Raw genomic sequence first — 19696 nt, forward strand, 5'->3', positions numbered from 1 at the left:
CGTTACAGCGTCAGCTCGAACGAGCGCGCGAGCAGGCCCGGCAGCCTCGCGCCGCCCGTCGGCCGCTCGCCCCACGATTCGTCGCTCAGCAGCACTTCCGGCGTCGCGCCGAGCTGCTCGAGCTCGCCGCCGAGCAGCCGGTACAGGCTGTCGTCGAAGCGCATCGCATCGACGGGCGCGACGATCCTGCCGCCTTCGGCCCAGAACGTCGCGAAGCGCGTCATCCCGGTGATCCGGCAATTCATCTTGTCCGAGAAATTCAGATACCAGAGATTGCCGATGTAGAGGCCCGTGTCGAGCGCCGCGAGCACGTCGGCGTCGGCGAGCGCGCCGCCCGCGATCGACAGCGTCTCCGGCATCTCGTCCGCAGACGCGCCGTTCGGGCTCAGGCCGTGCTCGCGCGCGGTGCGCGCGCTCACGAGCCGCCCCGCGCTGCGCCCCTCGACGACGAGCGGCACGCTGTCGCGGCGATAGCCGTCCGCGTTGAACGCGGGCGCGACGCCGAGCGAAAAATCCTCGGTGATCGTCACGCGCGGATCGAGCGCCGCCTCGCCCGCGTGCAGCCGGTGCAGGCTGCTGCGCGCGCTCGCGTTCGCGCGCGCCGAAAAGCCGTCCCAGCGCAGCAGGCGGACGATCTCCGCGACCGCGGCCGGCGCGAGATACGCGCGGTAGCGGCCGGGCGCGAGCGCCTTCGGCGCGCGGCCGAGCACCGGCAAGCGCGCGGCGGCCTCCTCGACCTTGCGCGCGAACGCGGCGTCGCTCCACGCGTCGCCCGCGTAGACGGTCTTGATCGCACGGCCGCTCGGGTCGTACAGCGACCAGCTGAAATCGAAATTCTCCACCTCGTGCCAGCCGCGGCTGCCCGCCGACGACGCGAAGCCGCGCACGAGCGAGCCGCCCGCGTAGAAGCCGACGAAGTCGAGCCCGCGCGCCGCTTCGGCGACGACGCGCGCGAGCGCGTCGGGGTCGGGCAGGCTGCCGGCGCGGCGGGTCGACTGCCGCCACGTCGACGTATCGAACAGCAGATGCGGATCGTCGGGCGCGTCGCGCAGGCCGTCGCGCAGCGTCGCGAGCGCATCCGCGAGCTCGGGCACGTCCGTCGCCGGATCGCCGCTCACCGTCTGCGTGAACGACGCCTGCCGCGCGTGCGCCACGAGCCGCACGCCGAGCTTGCCTTGCAGCACGCGCCCGGTCTGGCGAATTCTGCCCGCGTTGAAGCGGATGAAATCGGACGTCTCGCCGGCGAACCACAGCAGCACCGTCTCGCCCGGCTGCTTCAGTCGTTCGGCTTCGTCCGCGAGCCGCGCGAAATGCGCGTGCCAGTCGATCGGGGCGATCGGGGCCGCGCGCCCCGGCTTCGCGAAGTCGGTCATCACGCGCCTCCGAACACGTCGACGTCGGCGAACACGCAGGCGGGCGACGCGTGGCCGACACGGATGATCTGCGCGGGCTCGCCCTTGCCGCAGTACGGCGTGCCGTACACGCGGAACGTGCTCGCGTCGCCGACCGCGCGCAGGCTGCGCCAGAAGCTCGCGGAAACGCCGCGATAGTTCGGCCGCTTGACGACCTGCGTCAGCTCGCCGTTTTCGATCAGTTGCCCGAATTCGCAGCCGAACTGGAATTTGTTGCGGTGATCGTCGATCGACCACGACGTGTTCGTGCGCATCATGACGCCGCGCTCGATGCCCGCGACGAGCGCCTCGAACGAATGCGAGCCGGGCTCGACGTTCAGGTTCGCCATCCGGTCGATCGGCGGCCGGTTCCAGCTCGACGCGCGCGCGTTCGCGACGCCCGGCAAGCCCGCACGCGCCTGCGACAGCGCGCCGCCGAGCGGCCGCTCGAGCACGCCGTCGCGGATCAGGTATTGCTTGCGCGCGGCGCTGCCGTCGTCGTCGAACGCGTACGACGCCGCCTCGCCGGGCATCGCGGGATCGAACGTGACGTTCAAGAGCGGCGAGCCGTACCGGTACGAGCCGAACATCTCCGGCTTCACGAAGCTCCAGCCCGCGAAATTGCGCTCGTCGCCGAGAATCCGGTCGAGCTCGAGCGGGTGGCCGATCGATTCGTGGATCTGCAGCATCATCTGGTCCGGCATCAGCAGCAGGTCGCGTGTTCCGGCGGGGCAGTTCGGCGCGGCGAGCAGTTGCAGCGCCTCGCCGGCGACGCGCGCGCCCGCGCCGTCGAAGCCGTAGCGCGCGAGCACGTCGAGGCCGCCCTGCGCGAGCGTGCCCGCGTTGCCGAGCGTGCGCACCTGCGTATCGCCGCGCGCGTGCGCGACGACGCTCAGCTGCGGCATCACGTGGCGAAAGCGCTGATCGATCCGCACGCCGTCGCTCGTCACGTAGAGCTGATCGGCATGCACGAGCATCACGCCCGCCGTGCGCTCGACGATCCGCGCATCGACGGCCGCCGCCGCGCATTCATGCGCGAGGCGCTCGATCCATTCCGCGCGGGACGGCAGCGCCTCGTCCGCGTGCGGCGACGCATAGCCGCCGCTCGCGTCCGGCCGCGCAACCGCGCGATGGTCGATCAGCGACAGCGCCGCGCTCGCCTTCGCGCGCGCGGCGGCCGCATCGAGCGCCGCCTGCAGGCCGGCCGCCGACAGATCGGCCGTCGCCGCGTAGCCGGCGCCCGCGCCCGACCACGCAATCAGCATCGCGCCGCGGTCGCGCACGCTCGCGAGCGGCTGCGCGACGTCGTTGCGCACCGCGTGTTCGTCGATCCGTTCGTCGACGACGCGCAGCGACCAGAAATCGGCGTCGCTGCGCAATAGTCGGGCGGCTTGCGCCCAGCGTTCGTCAATCATCCGCCCTCTCTCGCACACTGCGCCGCGGCGTCAGCATCGACGACGCCAGCAGCGACCGCGTATACGGGTGCGACGGCGCGCCCAACACGTCCAGCGTGTCGCCCGCCTCGACCACGCGCCCTTCCTTCATCACGAGCACCCGATGGGCCATCGCCCGCATCACCGCCAGGTCGTGCGTGATGAACAAGTAGCTGAGTTTGTACTTTTTTTGGAGATTCGTCAGCAGGTTCAACACCTGTTTCTGGATCGACACGTCGAGCGCGCTCGTCGGCTCGTCGAGCACGAGCAGTTCCGGCTCGACCGCGAGCGCGCGCGCGATCGCGATCCGCTGCCGCTGGCCGCCGGAAAACTCGTGCGGATAGCGCAGCATCGCCTCGGCAGGCAGGCCGACTTCCTGCAACAGCCCGGCGATCCGCGCACGCCTCGCGTCGCCGGTGACTTCCGGCCGATGCACGGAAAGCCCCTCGCCGACGATCTGCTCGATCGTCATCCGCGGCGACAGCGAGCCGAACGGGTCCTGGAACACGACCTGCATGCGCCGGTACAGGCCGCGCCGGCCGCGCGCCGAGCGCAGCGCTTCGAGCGGCAGCCCGTCGATCTCGATTCCGCCCGCCGCCGGCCGCTGCAGCCCGAGCACGGCGGACGCGAGCGTCGATTTGCCCGACCCCGATTCGCCGACGATGCCGATCGTCTCGCCGCGCCGCAGCGCAAACTGCGCGTCGTGCACCGCGCGAAACGTCGTCTTGCCGAACAGCGCGCGCCAGCCTTTCGGCGCGATCCGGTAATCGACCGCGAGCGACTTGACGTCGAGGATCGTCCGCGCGGACGGCGCGACGGTTTCGATCGCGCGCTGCGGCTCGCTGTCGAGCAGGCGCTGCGTATACGGATGCTGCGGATTCGCGAACAGCGCATCGGTGTCGCCCGTCTCGACGAGCTCGCCGTGCTCCATCACCGCGACGCGCTGCGCGAAGCGCCGCACGAGATTCAGATCGTGCGTGATCAGCAGCACCGCCATCCCGCGCGCCGCCGCCTCCTGCTCCTGCAGCTCGATCAGCAGATCGACGATCTGCTCGCGCACCGTCACGTCGAGCGCGGTCGTCGGCTCGTCGGCGAGCAGCAGGCGCGGCCGGCACGCGAGCGCCATCGCGATCATCGCGCGCTGCCGCTGGCCGCCCGACAGTTGATGCGCGAAGCTGTCGATCCTGCGTTCGGGCTCCGGAATGCCGGTGCGCCGCAGCAGCTCGATTCCGCGCGCGCGCGCCTCGCCCGGCCGCAACCCTTCGTGCAGCCGCAGGCTTTCGGCGATCTGCTTGCCGATCGTGTAAAGCGGGTTGAGCGCCGTCATCGGCTCCTGGAACACCATCGCGATGTCCGCGCCGCGGATGCCGCGCATCTGCTGCTCGGTCTTCGTCAACAGGTCTTCGCCGTCGAACAGCATCCGTCCGGACAGCGTCGCGTGCTGCACGAGCCGCAGGATCGACAGCGCGGTGACACTCTTGCCCGAGCCGGATTCGCCGACGAGCGCGACGCGCTCGCCGCGCGCGATCGACAGACTCAGTTCGCGCACCGCGATCTTCTCGCCGAACGCCGCGGAGAAACCGTCGATTTCGAGAAGCGGCCGGTTCATCGCGGACCTCCTCCGAACGCCGAGCCGCGCGTGCGCGTATCGAGCGCGTTGCGCAGCGCGTCGCCCATGAACGTGAGCAGCAGCAGCGTGACGACGAGCGCCGCGAACGCCGACATCGAGATCCACCACGCGTCGAGATTGTTCTTCCCTTCCTGCAACAGCTCGCCCAGGCTCGGCGTCGGCGGCGGCACGCCGAGACCGAGAAAATCGAGGCTCGTCAGCGACAGGATCGCCGCGCTCATCCGGAACGGCAGGAACGTGATGACGGGCGTGAGGCTGTTCGGCAGCACGTGCCGCCAGATGATCTGCCAGTTCGTGAGCCCCATCGTGCGCGCGGCCTTCACGTAGTCGAGCGCGCGGTTGCGCAGGAACTCCGCGCGCACGTAGTCGGACAGCACGAGCCAGCCGAACATCGACAGCAGGACGAACAGCAGCCACAGCGTCGGCTCGAAGATCGCCGCGAAGATGATCAGCAGGTACAGGTCGGGCAGCGCGCTCCAGATCTCGATCAGGCGCTGCCCGATCAGATCGGCGCGGCCGCCGTAGAAGCCCTGCAACGCGCCCGTGAGCACGCCGATCGTGACGCCCGACACCGTCAGCGCGATCGCCATCAGCACCGACAGCCGGAAGCCGTACAGAAGACGCGACAGCACGTCGCGGCCGAACTGGTCGGTGCCGAGCCAGTTGCTCGCGGACGGCGGCGCCGGATACGGGCGCGACGCGAAATAGTCGATCGTGTCGTAGCGATAGCGGTTCGGCGGGTAGATCGCGAAGTTGCCGTTCGCTTCGATCTTCGAGCGGATGTACGGATCGAGATAATTCGTCTTCGCCGGAAAATCGCCGCCGAACTGCGCCTCCGGATAATCCTTCAGGATCGGAAAATAATAATGCCCTTCGTAGCGGACGACGAGCGGCCGGTCGTTGGACAGCACGTCGGCGAACAGGCTGATCGCGAACAGCGCGGCGAAGATCACGAGGCTCCAGTAGCCGAGCCGCTGGCTGCGAAAGCGCAGCCACGTGCGCCGCCACGGCGACGGCGACGCCGCGCACGCGACGCACGCGGGATCAGTGGTCCACGCGGTGGAATTGGATGCGGGGGTCGACGAGGACATAGCAGACGTCAGCGATGAGTTTAGTGACGAGACCGATCAGCGTGAACAGGAACAGCGAGCCGAGCACGACCGGATAGTCGCGGCGGATCACCGAGTCGTACGACAGTTGCCCCATGCCGTCGAGCGAGAACAGCGTCTCGATCAGCAGGTTGCCGTTCAGGAACGCGCCGACGAACGCGGCGGGCAGGCCGGTGACGAGCGGAATCGCCGCGTTGCGCAGCACGTGCTTCCACAGCACGTCGCGCTCGGGCGCGCCCTTCGCGCGCGCGGTCAGCACGTATTGCCGGCCGATCTCTTCGAGAAACGTGTTCTTCGTCAGGATCGTGACGATCGCGAAGTTGCCGACGACCGATGCGGTGACGGGCAGCACGACGTGCCACAGATAATCGAGCGCCTTGCCGAGCGCGGTGAGCTCGTCGAAGTTGTCCGACGTGAGGCCGCGCATCGGGAACACCTGCCAGAACGTGCCGCCGCCGAACAGCATCAGCAGCAGCACGCCGAGCACGAAGCCGGGAATCGCGTAGCCGGCGAGCACGAGCACGCTCGTCACGGTGTCGAAGCGCGAGCCGTTGCGCACGGCCTTCGCGATGCCGAGCGGCACCGAGATCAGATACGTGAGGATCACGGTCCAAAGCCCGAGCGTGATCGATACCGGCAGCTTCGAGCGGATCACGCCCCACACGCTCTCGTGCGCGTAGTACGACTGCCCGAGATCGAACGTCGCGTAGCTCTTCAGCATCATCACGTAACGCGTGAGCGGCGGCTTGTCGAAGCCGAACTGCTTCTTGATCTGCTCGATCTGCTGCGGATCGACGCCCTGGCTGCCGTGATAGCCGCCCCCGCCGCCGCCCGCCTCGCCGCCGCGCGCGGTGCCGTGGCGCAGTTGCGTCAGCACCTGCTCGACCGGGCCGCCCGGCACGAACTGCGTGACGACGAACGTGATCGTCACGACGCCGACGAGCGTCGGCACCATCAGCAGCAATCGTCTGAGAATGTATGCAAGCATCGTCGCTCCCCGCTAGGCGGCCGGTTCCGGCTCTTGCGCAACCGCGCCGGCCGCCGGCTTCTTCCTGAACCAGTAATCGATGATCCAGTCCTCGTATTGATAGGATGCCGGAATGACCGGCGGATGCCCATACGTCGTCTTGTAGGCGATCCGCGCGTTCGGCAGGTAATACTGCGGCACGAGGATGTACAGGTTGATCAGCACGCGGTCGAGCGCGTGCGTCGCCGTCTTCAGCTCGTCGAGCGTGTTCGCCGCGAGCGCCGCTCGGATCAGCGCGTCGACCGCCTTCGAGCGCACGCCCGGGTAGTTCTCCGAACCGACTTCCGACGCCGCCGCGCTGCCGAAGCGGCGCACGAGCTCGGCGCCGGGAATCGTGACGGGCGGATAGATGAGCGTCGTCATGTCGTACTGGAAGTTGTCGAGGCGCTTCTGATACAGCGCGCTGTCGATCTCGTGCATGTGCGCATGGATGCCGAGCATCCCGAGCGCCTGGATGTACGGCAGGATCAGCCGGTCCATGCCCGGCTCGTCGTCCATGATCTCGATCGTCATCGCCGTGCCGCTCGCGTCGCGCAGCGCGCCGTCGCGATAGTGCCAGCCGGCCTGCGCGAGCAGGTCGCGCGCCTCTTTCAGGTTCGCGCGCAGCGAGCCGGGCGGCACCGTCGACGGCTGCTTGACCATCGGGCCGAACACTTCGGGCGGCAGTTCCGCGCGAAACGGTTCGAGCAGCGCGAGCTCCTCGCTGCTCGGCATTCCGGACGCGCCGAACGGGCTCGCCTCCCAGAAGCTGTTCGTGCGGCGATATTGCCCGTAGAACATCATCCGGTTCATCCAGTCGTAATCGAACGCGAGCGCAAGCGCATGACGCACGCGAGCGTCGCGGAACTTCGGTTCGCGCATGTTGATGAGGAAGCCCTGCATCTGCGCGGGGCCGTCCGGGAACTCACCCTTCTTCAGCATGCCGTTTCGGAAGTTCTTGCCGACGTAGCGGCGCGCCCATTGCGTCGAGCTGTATTCCATCCGCACGTCGACATCGCCCGCCTTGAACGCTTCGAGCATCGTGTATTGATCGAGATACAGCTTGAACGACACGCGCGCGAAGCGGAACATCCCGCGCCGCGTCGGCAGATCGGCCGCCCAGTAACGCGGATTGCGCACGTAGGCGATCTGCTTGTCGTTCTTGCGCTGCTCGATCAGGTACGCGCCGCTCGCGATCGGCGGCTCGCTCACGATCTGGTCGAACGGCGGCCGCGTGCCGTCCGCCCGCATCCCCCATTTCGGCGAGAACACCGGCAGGTCGCCCGCGATCAGCGGAGCCGCGCGTTCGGGGCGCTTGAAGTCGAAGCGCACCGTCAGCCGGTCGACAACCGTCGCGCGCTTGATGACCGCGAACTGCGCGTTGACGAGCGGCGACGCCTGCGGGCTCGTCAGCATGTCGAACGAATACTTGACGTCGGCCGCGGTGATCGCCTCGCCGTTCGAGAAGCGCGCGGCCGGATTGATGTGGAACGTCGCCGAGCCGCCGTCGGGCGCGACGTCGACGTTGTCCGCGATCAGCGGATATTCGGAGGCGAGCTCGTCCCAGCTGCGCTGCATCAGCGTGTCGAACATCAGGTTCTGGATGTCCGGCGCGGGCGAGCCGCGCACGAGGAACGGATTCAACGAGTCGTAGCTCTGCGCCTCGTTGTAGTTTTCGAAATTCAACGGGCCGTCGTTCGGCGCGTCGGGGTCCGCATAATCGAAATGCGTGAAGGTCGGCGGATACTTCGGCTCGCCGTATTGCGCGAGCGCCGTGGCGGCGAGCGCGTGCGACGGCGCGGCGGCGCTTGCGACGAGCATCCCGCACGCGATGGCCGCGATCCGCACGGCCGCCCAAGCGCGCATCGCCCAGCTCGCGTCGAACGGCAAACGCAACTTCGTTGGTCTCATCGTCACCTGCGTACGATCGCATCGGCGCTGTGCCGACGCAGAGTCAATTCTCGCGCGACGCGGCGGCATGAACAGCAACGCGCGTCCAGTCCCGTTTCGTCGCTGTTTGCCTGCTGCATCGCAGTACTCCGGCATCGGATAAAAAGAGGCCGCTCCAAAGGGGTGGTTAGGGAAGCGGAGCGGCCCGTCGAATGCCAAAGGACGATGCGAAACGGCGTCAGAACTTATAAGTCGCGCCGACCTGGATCACCCGCCCGTAGTACATGTACAGCGACTGGTCGTAGCCGTTCTGGTTGAGCGCGTTCTGCCAGACCGGATCGAACGGCGGCGCACGGTCGAAGATGTTGTTGATCCCGCCGTACAGCGTCCAGTTCTTGAAGCCGGTGTAGCTCGCGTACAGGTTGAACTGGCTGTACGAGCCCACGTGGTCCGCCGCCTGCGTCGGCGCGGCCACGCCGAGCGCCTGTGCGTACGGGCCCGTGAATTCCCAGCTCAGCGTCGCGTTCCACTTGCGATACGCCCAGTTCAGCGACGTATTGCCCTTCCAGCGCGGGATGCTCGCGCCGAAAGGCTGCGTGATCGCGAAGTTGTTGCCCGCCGAATCGACGGTCGCCGAGCCCGGGAAGCCGATGTTGAAGTGATGCACGTATGCCCAGTCGGCCGACAGCGTGAACGTGCCGTACTTCGTCGGCAGCGCCTGGCGGAACGTCATCTCGAAGCCATCGGTTTCGAGCGTGCCGAGGTTCTGATACGGCAGCACGACGTATGTGATCTGCCCCGTCGCCGGATCGCGCACGACCTGCGACGGGTTGTTCGCCGCGATCACCGAGTTCAGGCTCGCCTGGCCGATCACGTTGTCGATGAAGATCTTGTAGAAGTCGAAGCCGAAATCCGTATAGCGCGTCGGCGAAGCCTGGAAGCCGAGGTTGATGTTGCGCGTGCGTTCGGGCTGCAGGCTCGTGTTGCCGGTCTGCAGCGTGTTGACGAGCGTGTTGCCGAACGTTTGCAGGCCGATGTTCTGCGACGGCGTGTTCTCGACGAACGTCGGCGCGCGGAAGCCGCGATTGTACGAACCGTACATCGTGAATTCCTTGATCGGCTGGTAGCGCAGCGCAAAGCGGGGCGAGAACGCGCCGCCGAAATCGCTGTAATGGTCGTAGCGGCCCGATTGGCTGAACGTCAGGTTCTTGATGATCGGGATATCGAACTGATAGTAGACCGCCGCGACGTTGCGCGAGCCGTTCACCGATTGCGTCAGCGGGTTCAGCACCTGCCCGCTCAGCGCCTCGGAGCCCTGCCCGATGAATTCGCTTTCGTGCAGGAACTGCGCGCCGAGGCCGAAGCCGACGTCGCCCGTGGGCAGCTTGAACAGGTTCGGCGTTGACAGCGTCGCATCGACCGCGTCGAGCTTCGACACGCCGAGGTTGGTCGTCGACATGTACAGCCCGTTGAACGCGTTGGGCGTCGCCGACGGGTTCGCGAAGTTCAGCGTGCCGTTCTGATAGATGTCGTTGACGACGGACGCGTTCAGCACGTTATTGAACGTGTTGGACACGACGCTCTGCGAATGCGAGTAGGCCGCCGACCAGTCCCAATCGCCGTACGGCAGCGTGAACGAACCCTTGACGCCCGTCGCGGCGCGCCAGAAGTTCGAGCTCGTCCGGTCGGACGCCGCAGCCGGAAACGTATAGGCGAGCGGCGTATCGACGCCGAACGGGTTGTACGGATTGCTCGCGGGCACGACCGAATTGAACTGGCTCAGCTTGCCGGTCGCCGGATTGAGGACGAGGCTCGGCGACGTCGGGCTGCCCACCGTCAGCACGCCGTTGTTCTGCACCGTCGTATTGTTGCTTTCCCACAGATCGGCGAACGCTGTCGTCTTGTCGTCGATCTTGAAGTCCGCATGCACCTTCGCGCTCAGACGCTCGGTCCACGGCGCGATCGACGTCGATTCCGCCGAATTGAAACTGCACACGGTGCCGCCCATGCCGGCACCCGCGCTCAGATAGTTGCTCGCGGCGGGGCGCACGGCGCCGCCGAACGGGCAGCCGCTGAGCGCCTGCGCGGTCGCGCCACCGTTGGTCTGCCAGAACGACGGCGCGAGCAGCGAGAGGCCGCCCGCCTGGTTCGTGAAATCCTGGTTCTTCGTCGTGTCGCGATCGGCGATCGTGAAGCCGTTCGCCTTGTAGTAGCTCGCGGCCGCCGTGATGTTGAAGCGGTCCGAGTTCAGATCGCCGAAGCCGCCGAGAATGCTGAACTTCGTCGTGCCGTCGCCGCCTTGCGTCGCGCCCGAGTAGCTGCCGTCGAGCTGCAGCCCCTGATAGTTGTGCTTCGTGATGATGTTGACGACGCCCGCGATCGCGTCCGAGCCGTACTGCGACACGGCGCCCGTCTTCACGATCTCGATGCGGTCGATGATGTTGAGGGGAAGCGTGTTGAGGTCGAAGAACGTGTCGGTGCCGTTCGACGCGAACGCGTACGGCGCGACGCGCTGGCCGTCGACCATCACAAGCGAGTATTTCTCGCTCAGGCCGCGCAGCGCGATGCCCGCGCCGCCCGCGGCGAAGCCGTTCGTCTGCCCTTCGCTCCAGCTGCTCGCGGAGTTCGCCGACACGCCGCGCAGGAAGTCCGCGACGTTCGTGTAGCCGCTGTCCTGGATGTCCTTCGCGGTGACCGTCTGCACTTGCTGGAAGCCGACCTTGTCGGCACTGCGAATCAGCGAGCCCGTCACCTCGAAGCGCTTGATCTGCGCGACGCCGTTCTTCGCGGCCGGTGCAGCCGGTGCAGCCGGCGTCGCGCCCGCCGCTTCGGCGGCGCCCGAGGCGGCCGCGGGCGCCGCCGCGGCCGGCGCGGAAACCGCGCCCGTCGCGCTCGCCGCCGCATCCGCCTGCGCGAGCGCGACGCTCGCGCCTTGTGCCGATGCCGCCGCGCCGGCAGATGCCGGCTGGCTCTGCGCGAACGCGGGCGCCGCCAGCGTGGCCGTCAACGCCAACTCGGCCCAGACGATCCGCTTGATCGCCAACGCCAATGCTCTTTGCTTCATCTTTCCCCTCTCACTCGTCAGTAAGACCCCACCCGTTGCGCGCGGCAATCTTGTGAACCCCGCGCCCGACTCGCGGCACTCGCGTACCGCCCCCGCTGCCGCCCGACTGCCCGCCGGACGCCGCCAAACGATCGACGCGCTCGCGTCTTCACGGCCCTTCGCTTCTTTTCAATTTGTTAGGTTCACGAAATTTCTACGAAGCGAGCCCTGTTATTCGTTTCTTTTCATCCCGTCTGCTTCGGCATCTCACCGCCTCATGACATCAGGATTCCTTACATTTACATTCGAAGATCAAACCGAGTTGCCAGGCTTGCTCAGAACAACCTGGGCGTCCCCACCCAGACGACCAGCGCCTCGCTGTCTCCGCCGTTGCGCCACGCATGCGGCGTCGTCGATTCGTAATGCGCGGTGTCGCCCGCCGCCAGCGAGAACGTCACGTCCTCCAGCGTCAGTTCCACGCGGCCGCTCACCACGTACAGAAACTCCTCGCCCGCGTGCGTCGTGACTTCCGAAAGCGGTTGCGCGGCCGGCATCCGCACGAGAATCGCGTCGAGTTGCCGGCCGTCGACAACGTTCGTCAGGCGCGCGAACGCGTTCGTCGAGTTCGCGAGGCTGAAATACTGCAGCGCCTCGCTGCGGCATACCGAACGCGCTTCGGTCGGCGCATCGACGAAGTAATGCATCGTCACGCCGAGCGCACGCGCGATCCCGACGAGCGACGTGATAGACGGCGTCGCGCGTCCGCGCTCCACCTGCGACAGAAACGGCTTCGAAATGCCGGCCGCCGCCGCTGCTTCGTCGAGCGTGAGCTTGAGCCGCTGGCGCAGCGCTCGTATCTTGTTTCCAATCGAGGCTGCGACTACCGCCGATTCGTCGAGTGGCAAAACCATGGCAACACACAATCCCGCGATCAAGAATCGTTTTTGATGAAGAAGCCGGCTGCGCTGCGCCCGCGCAGCCCGCATCGCGAAGCGGCGACCCGCCATACGCGATGCGGGCCGCGCGGGCGACGTGCACGCCTTGCGCAAGCTGTCCGGGAACGTCCCGAGCCCGGATGCGCCGCGCAAGATGGCACCGTTCGTTTCACCGATCAGCAAAGCCGCTCCTTTCCCCGTGTTTCGCCGATAACCGCCGTTCCCGCCCCTCCAAGCGCGCGAGCGCCGCTATCTCGCCGCGACGAGCGCCCACAGTCTTGCGAGATCCGCCGAGCCGTCGCCGCCCTGCACGCTGCGGAAGGTCTGCACCGCGCGCGCCTTCTCGCCCGCCACGTAGTACGCTTCGCCGAGCCGCAGCCGCGCTTCGTCGACATGCTCGATGCCGCCCTTCGCAAGCGCCGCCTCCATCGCCGCGATGCCCTGCTTCGTCTGCCCGGCGAACACGAGATTCATCCCGGCGTCGATCGGCGCGACGGGATTCGCGTTGTCGGCCGGCGCCTGCGCGCGCTTCGCCGCGAGCGCCTGCAGCCGCTTCTCGCGATCCGCGCCGGCATCGCGCCCGAGCGTGCCGGACGCGAAGCCCTGATCGATCACCTGCTTCGCTTCCGCCGCCGAACCCGCGACGAGCGCCAGCTGCGTCATCTCCATGTATGCGTCGGCGCCGTTCAGCGCGCCTGTCGCGCGCCGCAGCCGATACATGTCGAGATCGAGCGACGACAGATAGCCGGGCTTGTCGCGAATCGAACGAAACAGTTCGTCCCAGTACGCGGGGTTCGGGTGATACGCGACGAGCTTCTCGAGCGACGCCCGATAAGTCGCCCCATCCTTCATCTTCTGCGCGCATGTGCCGAGCATCTGCAACTGCGCCTCGTCGGGCGCGTGTCCGGCGCGCGCCTGCGCGTCGACGCTCGGCTTGAGCTGGCCCATCACCGCCGCGCAATCGTTCGACAGGTAGTACGACTGAACCAGCAGCGTGCGCATGTCCGGATCGCCCCCCCCTGCCTTCAGATAGCGCTGCGCGATCTTGATCGCCTGCGGATAATTCCGCTGCTGGAAGTAGACGCCGGCGAGCGCCGCCGTCGTGCGCTGCTCGTCGTCCTTCGACAGCCGGCCGGAACCCAGCACCGCCTCGTACGCCTGGATCGCCGCGCCGGTATCGCCCGCCGCCATCGCCGCCGCGCCGCGCATCTCCTCGACCATGTAGGTCTCGTACGGCGTCTTGTTCGGCACCGCTGCGGCCTGCGCGATCTTGCCGAGCGCATCGCGGTACTTGTGCGCTCGATACAGGTCCTGCGCGGCGCCGAGCGGCCGCGCGACGTCCGGGCGCAACGTTTCGGCAGCGGCCGCCGCGCCGAACGGCGCGGCGACGACGCAGCAGCCCCCGAGCGCGGCCGCCAGCACGGCGCACTTCAACCATCGTTGGATCATGGGACACGCTCGCTTCGTTATTGCATGTACTGCTCGTTGCCGATCAGCCCGATCTTCGTCGCGCCGATGCGCTGCGCGGACGCGAGCACCGCGGCGACGTCCCTGTACGGCACGAGCTTGTTCGGCCGCAGGTGAATCTCCGCCTGCACCGGCTCGGCCGCGACCTGCGCGAGCTTCGCCTCGAGCGCCGCGCGGTTCGGCACGGGCGCGCCGTTCCACGTCGTCGTGCCGTCGAAATCGATGTCGATCTGCACGATTTCCGGCTGCGTCGCGGGCGGCGGCGGATTGCCGACCGGCAGATTCATCTTGATCGAGTGCATCTGGATCGGGATCGTGATGATCAGCATGATCAGCAGCACCAGCATCACGTCGATGAGCGGCGTCGTGTTGATGTCGACCATCACGTCCGGCTCGCCGCCGCCCGAAGATACGTTCATTCCCATCGTCGCCTCCTAGCCGCCGCGCGCGGGCGGTTCCGTGATGAACGAGACTTTCGCGATGCCGGCCCGCTCGCATGCGGTGATCACGCGGCCGATGAACTCGTAGCGCGTGCTCTGATCGCCGCGCACGTGCACGTCCGGCTGCGGATTCATCACCGATACGGTCTTCAGCTTCGACAGCAGCGTCGAAGCGTCGACGAGCGTCTCGTTCCAGAAGACATCGCCGTCGCGATTGACCGCGATCTCGACGCTCTTCGGCGTGGTCTGCAGCGGCTGGATCGTTTCCTTCGGCAGTTGCAGCTGAATCGTGTGCGTGACGACCGGAATCGTGATCAGGAAGATGATCAGCAGCACCAGCATCACGTCGACGAGCGGCGTCGTGTTGATGTTGGAGATCACCTCGTCGTTATCGTCCTGCCCGACGCTCATGCCCATGGCGCACCCCGCTTCAGCGAACGAGCGACGCGGCCTGCACGTTCGCTCGCGAGGCCCGCTTTCCGCCCGCGAGCAGCACCGTGTGCAGTTGCGCGCCGAAGTTGCGCACGCGCTCCATCACCGATTTGTTGCGACGCACGAGGAAGTTGTAGCCGAGCACCGCCGGCACCGCGACAGCGAGGCCGATCGCGGTCATGATCAGCGCCTCGCCCACCGGCCCCGCGACCTTGTCGATCGACGCCTGGCCCGCGATGCCGATTGCCGTCAGCGCGTGATAGATGCCCCACACGGTGCCGAACAGGCCGACGAACGGCGCCGTCGAGCCGACCGTGCCGAGGAACGCGAGCCCGTCCTGCAGGCGGTTCGACACGTTGGTGATCGCCCGCTCGACCGACACGTCGATCCACGTATTGCGATCCACCGCTTCGAGCAGCGCTTCGTCGTGATGCTCGCCCGCCTCGATCGCCGTTTCGGCGATGAAGCGGAACGGCGACGCTTCGTCGAGCCGCTTCGCGCCTTCGGCAAGCGACGGCGCGCTCCACAGCTGCTCGTCGGCGACCTTCGCGCGGCGGTTCGCGCGCAGCTGATCGAGGAACTTGGTGATCATGATGTACCAGCTGCCCATCGACATCACGACGAGCAACAGCAGCACGAAGCGAGCGACGAAATCGCCGTTCTTCCACAACGCGCCGAGGCCGTACGGATTCTCGACAGCTTCGGTCGCCGCGGGCGCGGGCGGCGGCGCGGGTTCTGCCGCCGTGTTCGCCGTCTGAGGTGCCGTGGCCGCGGACACCGCGACCGCCGCGTCGCTCGCCTGCGCAAAGGCCTGCTGCGGCGCGACAAGCGCGTCAACCGCAGCGACGGAGATCAACATGCTTGCCGCCAGAGCGGCCAGTGAACGCTTGGTCATACCCCACTCCAAATTTTTCGTTGAACTGATTAACCGGGTTCGCTCCCGATCCTGTCCGGCCCGCGTACGGGCTCAGTTCAGGTTGAACGAGAACGGAACCTGCACGCGCACCGACTGCCCTTGCGCTACGCACTTGAACTGCTTGACCGCATTGAACGCCGCACGATCGAGCACCGGATCGGCCGATTGCGCGACGCGCTCGCTCGTGATGCGCCCTTCCGCATCGACGACGAATTCGATCGTCACGTCGCCCGTGATGTTGTTCTCCTGGGCTTCCTTCGGATACTGCATCGATGCGCGGATCTGGTCGGAATTCGGACACACGACGCCCACTTCATGGCTGACCGCCTTCGCCGGCGCGGGCGCGGCGGCCACCGGCGCCTGCACGGCGGGCGCGGATTGCACGGGCGCAGCTTGGTGCGTGATCGTCGGCTGGGTCGGCGCCTGCACCGGCACTTCCGGCGGCGGCACGAACGGAGGCGGCGGCGGCGCGAACTTCGGCGGCGGGAGCTTGACCGTCGGCATCGGCGGCGGGGGCGGCGGCTTCACCGGTTCGATGATGCGCGTCTCGATCGGATGCTGGATGACTTGCACGACCTTCGTCGCGAGGCCGTTGAGGAGCGCATAAACCAGCACGATGTGCAGCGCGAGCACGATCGCGAGGCCGCCGAAGCGCCGAGCCGGGTTCTGCTGCCTTTTGCCGAATTCGCGCGGACGACCGAGCCGAGCGAGTCCGTCGTTTGAAACAGCCAAGCCTTCGTCGACTTTCATACCCACTTTCACCCCCAAAGCACGATTCGTCCAGCCGTCCAGCTGCGACGCGATGCGCTGGACTCTTCATTCGCCATCGGCCCGCAAGCTTTCAATTTGTTTTGGAATCCAAATTATTAGCCGCGGTGTACGATGCGAATTCAATCGATACGACGCTATTGATTTATTCCCCGCGGCCGGTTCGCCGGTTTTGATGTTGCAGCAACGCTTTTCAGACAGGTATTCGTCAGGTTGAGGCCCGCACCCCATTTCTCAGACGAAACGCCGGTTCTTCATTCACTTTCTTCGATCAGCCTGTATGTAGCGCGTGTCTTGGGAGCAGAAGATAGCAAGGAAAAAATTTTGCCGTCAAACTTTATTTGATGTGCCCACACAAAATTTGGAGCAATTATTCGAAAAACGATTTAGTAAGGAATTTGAATTGAAATTGTCGATAAAGTAATTGATTTGTATGGGTTGGCAATTCGATTATCTTCTAAGCCGCGTAATTCTCTTATTTGGTGCGCTGCAATTTCAAGTCTTCTTTTACGGCGCATCCTCGTATCTCAAAAATACCCTCCTTCGACCGCATCTCTTCAGGCGCATTCCCCCCCATCTCATTACTTCGCATTTCTAATCAATATGCCGAGAAACGAAACCGCGAGAGCCCGCATCGCCCTTCCGGGCAGCCGTCGCGCACATGGCGGCGAGCGCTCGAATCGGGATGCCGGCGGCATCGCATGACGCTCGGCGCGACTTGTCGATTCGCATACGAAGCAGGTGGTTGCAGCCTGACCGGCATGGCATGAGCGTCGCGGCTTCGATCGCCGCGCCGCCGTCGTGCCGATCGACTCGCGCTTGAGACGCCGGAAGGCCCCCTCTTCGCACGCGCTTGTCGCCACGCGAGCGATACACGCAAAACGACGCGGGTGAACGCCGCCCGTTTCCGACCGCTTCTTCGAGCATCCGCCGCGCGCATACCGCGCGCCGTCAAGTCGAGGCCGCGAATCTTCCGCTAGAATGCGCTCGGCGGAACGATCGGCGCCGAACGACAACCACAAGCCGCTCGCCGACATGTGCCAATCCCGGCGATGGAACCCAGATGAGACTCGCGCGCGACATCATTGAAGGCGGCGCGCCGCCGACCAGACAGACAATCGACGGCGCGCCCCCGCGCGCGGTCCGCCGCGCGTGCGCGGCGCGCGCCCCCACGGCCGGATGCCCATTGCGATGAGGCTGAAGTTCAAGATCTTCCTGCTCGCGATCGTGCCCTTCCTCGTGACGATCGCGGCGATCGGCCTGGGCGTGCGCCAGCAAGCAACCTTGCTCGCGCGCACGCAGCACGCGACGATCGAGGCCGCGTACCTGTCGAGCAAGGAAATCGAGCTCAAGCACTACGTCGATCTCGCGACGAGCGCCGTCGCGCCGCTGTACGAGGCAGGCCGCGACAACGCGCGCGACGACGCGATGCTCCGCCAGCAAGCGCTCGCGATGCTGCAAAAGATGGAATTCGGCCCCGACGGCTACTTCTTCGTCTACGATCTGCACGGCAATTCGCTGATGCATCCGCGCGAGCCCGAACGGGTCGGTCACAATTTCTGGTCGCTGCGCGACCCGCGGGGCTCGCTCGCGATTCAACAGCTGATTGCGGCCGCGTCGCGCGGCGGCGGCTACGTGCGCTACGTGTGGCAGCGCCCGTCGACAGGCAAGCTCGCGCCGAAGCTCGGCTACGTCGTTTCGCTGCCGCGCTGGGGCTGGATGGTCGGCACCGGCATCTATCTGGACGACGTCGACACCGCGCTCGCGCGGATCGACGCGCGCGCATCGGCGAACATCGAGCGCACGATGACGTGGTTGAGCGCGATCGCGCTCGCGGGCGCCGCGGTCATCGCGCTGTGCGCGCTCGTGCTGAACGTGAGCGAGTCGCGCAGCGCGGACGCGAAGCTCAAGCGCCTCGCGCAGCAAGTCGTCGAATCACAGGAACAGGAGCGCGCGCGCCTTGCGCGCGAGCTGCACGACGGCATCAGCCAGATGATGGTGTCGGCGAAGCTGATGTTCGAATCGGCGCTCGAACGCTTCGCGCGCCTGCCGACGCGCGAGACCGCCGCGGAAGCCGCGCTGTCGAAAGGCATCGCGCGGCTCGGCGACACGCTGCGCGAAGTGCGCCGCATCTCGCACGCGCTGCGCCCCACGATGCTCGACGACCTCGGCCTCGCAGCCGCGCTCGACCAGTTGGTGCGCGAACTCGGCGTGGAGACGGGCGTCGAGCTCGGCTTCACGCGGGTCGAGCACGGCGGCGCGCCGTCGTTGCCGGCACCCGTGAAAACCGCGCTCTTTCGCATCGCGCAGGAGGCGCTGACCAACATCCTGCGCCATGCGCATGCAACGCGCGCGGCCGTTACGCTCGAGCTGTCGTCGCGCGAAGCCGCGCTGACGATCGCCGACAACGGCCGCGGCTTCGACGCCGAACGCGCGCAGGCGGACGCGCGCGGCGGCGTCGGCCTGCGCAACATGCGCGAGCGGCTCGACGCGCTCGGCGGCGCGCTCGCGATCAGCTCGCAGGTCGGACACACGGTCGTCGCCGCGCGCGTGCCGCTGTCCGGCGCCGACTCAACAGGAACCACGCGATGACGACTTCCTCCTCGACGACGCGCCCCGCGCGCCTCCTGCTCGTCGACGACCATCCGCTCGTGCGCGACGGCCTCAAGATGCGCCTCGAAGCGGCGCCCGGCCTCGCCGTCGTCGGCGAAGCGGGCAACGCGGACGAAGCGCTCGCGCTCGCCGAATCGCTCGAGCCCGATCTTGCGCTGATGGACATCGGCATGCAGGGCATGAACGGAATCGCGCTCGCGGGCGTCTTTCACGAGCGCTTCCCTGCGATTCGCGTGCTGATGCTGTCGATGCACGACAACGTCGAATACGTGACGCAGGCGGTGCGCGCGGGCGCGAGCGGCTATCTGCTGAAGGATTCGCCCGCGACCGAGATCGTGCGCGCGATCGGTGCGGTGCTCGCCGGTCAGACGTTCTTCAGCGAGGGCATCGCCGCACGGATGATTCACGCGAGCGCGGAAGCGTCGCCGCTCGACCGGCTCACGCCGCGCGAACGCGACATCCTCGATGCGCTCGCGCACGGGTTGTCGAGCAAGCAGATCGCGCAGCGCAACGGCCTGTCGGTGCGCACGGTCGAAACGCATCGGCTGAATCTGAAACGCAAGCTCGATATCGAAGGCCAGGCGGAGCTGATCAAGTTCGCGGTCGAGCATCGCAGGCGCTAG

Annotated in this window: 15 protein-coding genes; 2 read left to right on the forward strand and 13 right to left on the reverse strand. The window is 66.9% G+C overall.

The features are described from left to right. Window positions 1-2: 2 nt before the first annotated feature. The 13 genes from WS78_RS30345 to WS78_RS30405 form a co-directional block, all read right to left on the reverse strand. The gene (locus tag WS78_RS30345) at window positions 3-1373 is read right to left on the reverse strand and encodes a metallopeptidase TldD-related protein (RefSeq protein WP_059579820.1); all 1371 of its coding nucleotides are present in this window, start codon (window positions 1371-1373) and stop codon (window positions 3-5) included. Beyond that, the gene (locus tag WS78_RS30350) at window positions 1373-2806 is read right to left on the reverse strand and encodes a TldD/PmbA family protein (RefSeq protein WP_059579815.1); all 1434 of its coding nucleotides are present in this window, start codon (window positions 2804-2806) and stop codon (window positions 1373-1375) included. The genes WS78_RS30345 and WS78_RS30350 overlap by 1 nt, the downstream gene beginning before the upstream one ends. Next, window positions 2799-4433, reverse strand: a complete 1635-nt coding sequence (locus WS78_RS30355; RefSeq protein ID WP_038749075.1) for an ABC transporter ATP-binding protein — start codon at window positions 4431-4433, stop codon at window positions 2799-2801. The genes WS78_RS30350 and WS78_RS30355 overlap by 8 nt, the downstream gene beginning before the upstream one ends. Further along, window positions 4430-5545: an ABC transporter permease gene (locus WS78_RS30360; protein WP_059579812.1), complete on the reverse strand. Its 1116-nt coding sequence runs from the start codon at window positions 5543-5545 to the stop codon at window positions 4430-4432. Before WS78_RS30360 ends, WS78_RS30355 begins: the two co-directional genes overlap by 4 nt. Beyond that, a complete protein-coding gene (locus tag WS78_RS30365; RefSeq protein ID WP_038749069.1) occupies window positions 5499-6551 on the reverse strand; it encodes a microcin C ABC transporter permease YejB in 1053 nt (350 codons plus the stop codon). Before WS78_RS30365 ends, WS78_RS30360 begins: the two co-directional genes overlap by 47 nt. A 12-nt stretch (window positions 6552-6563) precedes the next feature. After that, a complete protein-coding gene (locus WS78_RS30370; protein ID WP_394335889.1) occupies window positions 6564-8480 on the reverse strand; it encodes an extracellular solute-binding protein in 1917 nt (638 codons plus the stop codon). A 217-nt stretch (window positions 8481-8697) separates the two neighbouring features. Next, window positions 8698-11523 carry a TonB-dependent receptor gene (locus WS78_RS30375; RefSeq protein ID WP_038749066.1) on the reverse strand — a complete coding sequence of 942 codons (2826 nt, stop codon included), beginning with the start codon at window positions 11521-11523 and terminating at the stop codon, window positions 8698-8700. Window positions 11524-11837: 314 nt separating this feature from the next. After that, window positions 11838-12413, reverse strand: coding sequence for a helix-turn-helix domain-containing protein (locus tag WS78_RS30380; RefSeq protein ID WP_038749063.1), 576 nt, complete (start codon window positions 12411-12413; stop codon window positions 11838-11840). Between the two features lie 273 nt (window positions 12414-12686). Then, window positions 12687-13886, reverse strand: a complete 1200-nt coding sequence (locus WS78_RS30385; RefSeq protein WP_059579807.1) for a tetratricopeptide repeat protein — start codon at window positions 13884-13886, stop codon at window positions 12687-12689. Window positions 13887-13903: 17 nt separating this feature from the next. Beyond that, on the reverse strand, window positions 13904-14329 hold the full coding sequence (locus WS78_RS30390; RefSeq protein ID WP_038749057.1) for an ExbD/TolR family protein: 426 nt from the start codon (window positions 14327-14329) through the stop codon (window positions 13904-13906). Window positions 14330-14338: 9 nt separating this feature from the next. Next, a complete protein-coding gene (locus tag WS78_RS30395; RefSeq protein WP_038749054.1) occupies window positions 14339-14761 on the reverse strand; it encodes an ExbD/TolR family protein in 423 nt (140 codons plus the stop codon). A 13-nt stretch (window positions 14762-14774) separates the two neighbouring features. Next, window positions 14775-15671: a MotA/TolQ/ExbB proton channel family protein gene (locus WS78_RS30400; protein ID WP_038749051.1), complete on the reverse strand. Its 897-nt coding sequence runs from the start codon at window positions 15669-15671 to the stop codon at window positions 14775-14777. 72 nt (window positions 15672-15743) lie between these two features. After that, the gene (locus tag WS78_RS30405; RefSeq protein ID WP_038749048.1) at window positions 15744-16442 is read right to left on the reverse strand and encodes an energy transducer TonB; all 699 of its coding nucleotides are present in this window, start codon (window positions 16440-16442) and stop codon (window positions 15744-15746) included. A 1209-nt stretch (window positions 16443-17651) separates the two neighbouring features. Here WS78_RS30405 and WS78_RS30415 point away from each other — a divergent pair. Then, the gene (locus WS78_RS30415; RefSeq protein ID WP_059579887.1) at window positions 17652-19052 is read left to right on the forward strand and encodes a cache domain-containing protein; all 1401 of its coding nucleotides are present in this window, start codon (window positions 17652-17654) and stop codon (window positions 19050-19052) included. Continuing rightward, window positions 19049-19696, forward strand: coding sequence for a response regulator (locus WS78_RS30420; RefSeq protein ID WP_038749045.1), 648 nt, complete (start codon window positions 19049-19051; stop codon window positions 19694-19696). Before WS78_RS30415 ends, WS78_RS30420 begins: the two co-directional genes overlap by 4 nt.

Source organism: Burkholderia savannae (assembly GCF_001524445.2).
Taxonomy (GTDB): Bacteria; Pseudomonadota; Gammaproteobacteria; order Burkholderiales; family Burkholderiaceae; genus Burkholderia; species Burkholderia savannae.

Excerpts from the sequence above, each read along its gene's own strand:
- WS78_RS30405 (WP_038749048.1), bottom strand. The coding sequence starts at position 16,442 with ATGAAAGTCGACGAAGGCTTGGCTGTTTCAAACGACGGACTCGCTCGG.
- WS78_RS30390 (WP_038749057.1), bottom strand. The coding sequence starts at position 14,329 with ATGGGAATGAACGTATCTTCGGGCGGCGGCGAGCCGGACGTGATGGTC.
- WS78_RS30380 (WP_038749063.1), bottom strand. The coding sequence starts at position 12,413 with ATGGTTTTGCCACTCGACGAATCGGCGGTAGTCGCAGCCTCGATTGGA.
- WS78_RS30360 (WP_059579812.1), bottom strand. The coding sequence starts at position 5,545 with ATGTCCTCGTCGACCCCCGCATCCAATTCCACCGCGTGGACCACTGAT.
- WS78_RS30415 (WP_059579887.1), top strand. The coding sequence starts at position 17,652 with ATGAGGCTGAAGTTCAAGATCTTCCTGCTCGCGATCGTGCCCTTCCTC.
- WS78_RS30345 (WP_059579820.1), bottom strand. The coding sequence starts at position 1,373 with ATGACCGACTTCGCGAAGCCGGGGCGCGCGGCCCCGATCGCCCCGATC.
- WS78_RS30370 (WP_394335889.1), bottom strand. The coding sequence starts at position 8,480 with ATGAGACCAACGAAGTTGCGTTTGCCGTTCGACGCGAGCTGGGCGATG.
- WS78_RS30365 (WP_038749069.1), bottom strand. The coding sequence starts at position 6,551 with ATGCTTGCATACATTCTCAGACGATTGCTGCTGATGGTGCCGACGCTC.
- WS78_RS30350 (WP_059579815.1), bottom strand. The coding sequence starts at position 2,806 with ATGATTGACGAACGCTGGGCGCAAGCCGCCCGACTATTGCGCAGCGAC.
- WS78_RS30400 (WP_038749051.1), bottom strand. The coding sequence starts at position 15,671 with ATGACCAAGCGTTCACTGGCCGCTCTGGCGGCAAGCATGTTGATCTCC.
- WS78_RS30420 (WP_038749045.1), top strand. The coding sequence starts at position 19,049 with ATGACGACTTCCTCCTCGACGACGCGCCCCGCGCGCCTCCTGCTCGTC.
- WS78_RS30385 (WP_059579807.1), bottom strand. The coding sequence starts at position 13,886 with ATGATCCAACGATGGTTGAAGTGCGCCGTGCTGGCGGCCGCGCTCGGG.
- WS78_RS30375 (WP_038749066.1), bottom strand. The coding sequence starts at position 11,523 with ATGAAGCAAAGAGCATTGGCGTTGGCGATCAAGCGGATCGTCTGGGCC.
- WS78_RS30395 (WP_038749054.1), bottom strand. The coding sequence starts at position 14,761 with ATGGGCATGAGCGTCGGGCAGGACGATAACGACGAGGTGATCTCCAAC.
- WS78_RS30355 (WP_038749075.1), bottom strand. The coding sequence starts at position 4,433 with ATGAACCGGCCGCTTCTCGAAATCGACGGTTTCTCCGCGGCGTTCGGC.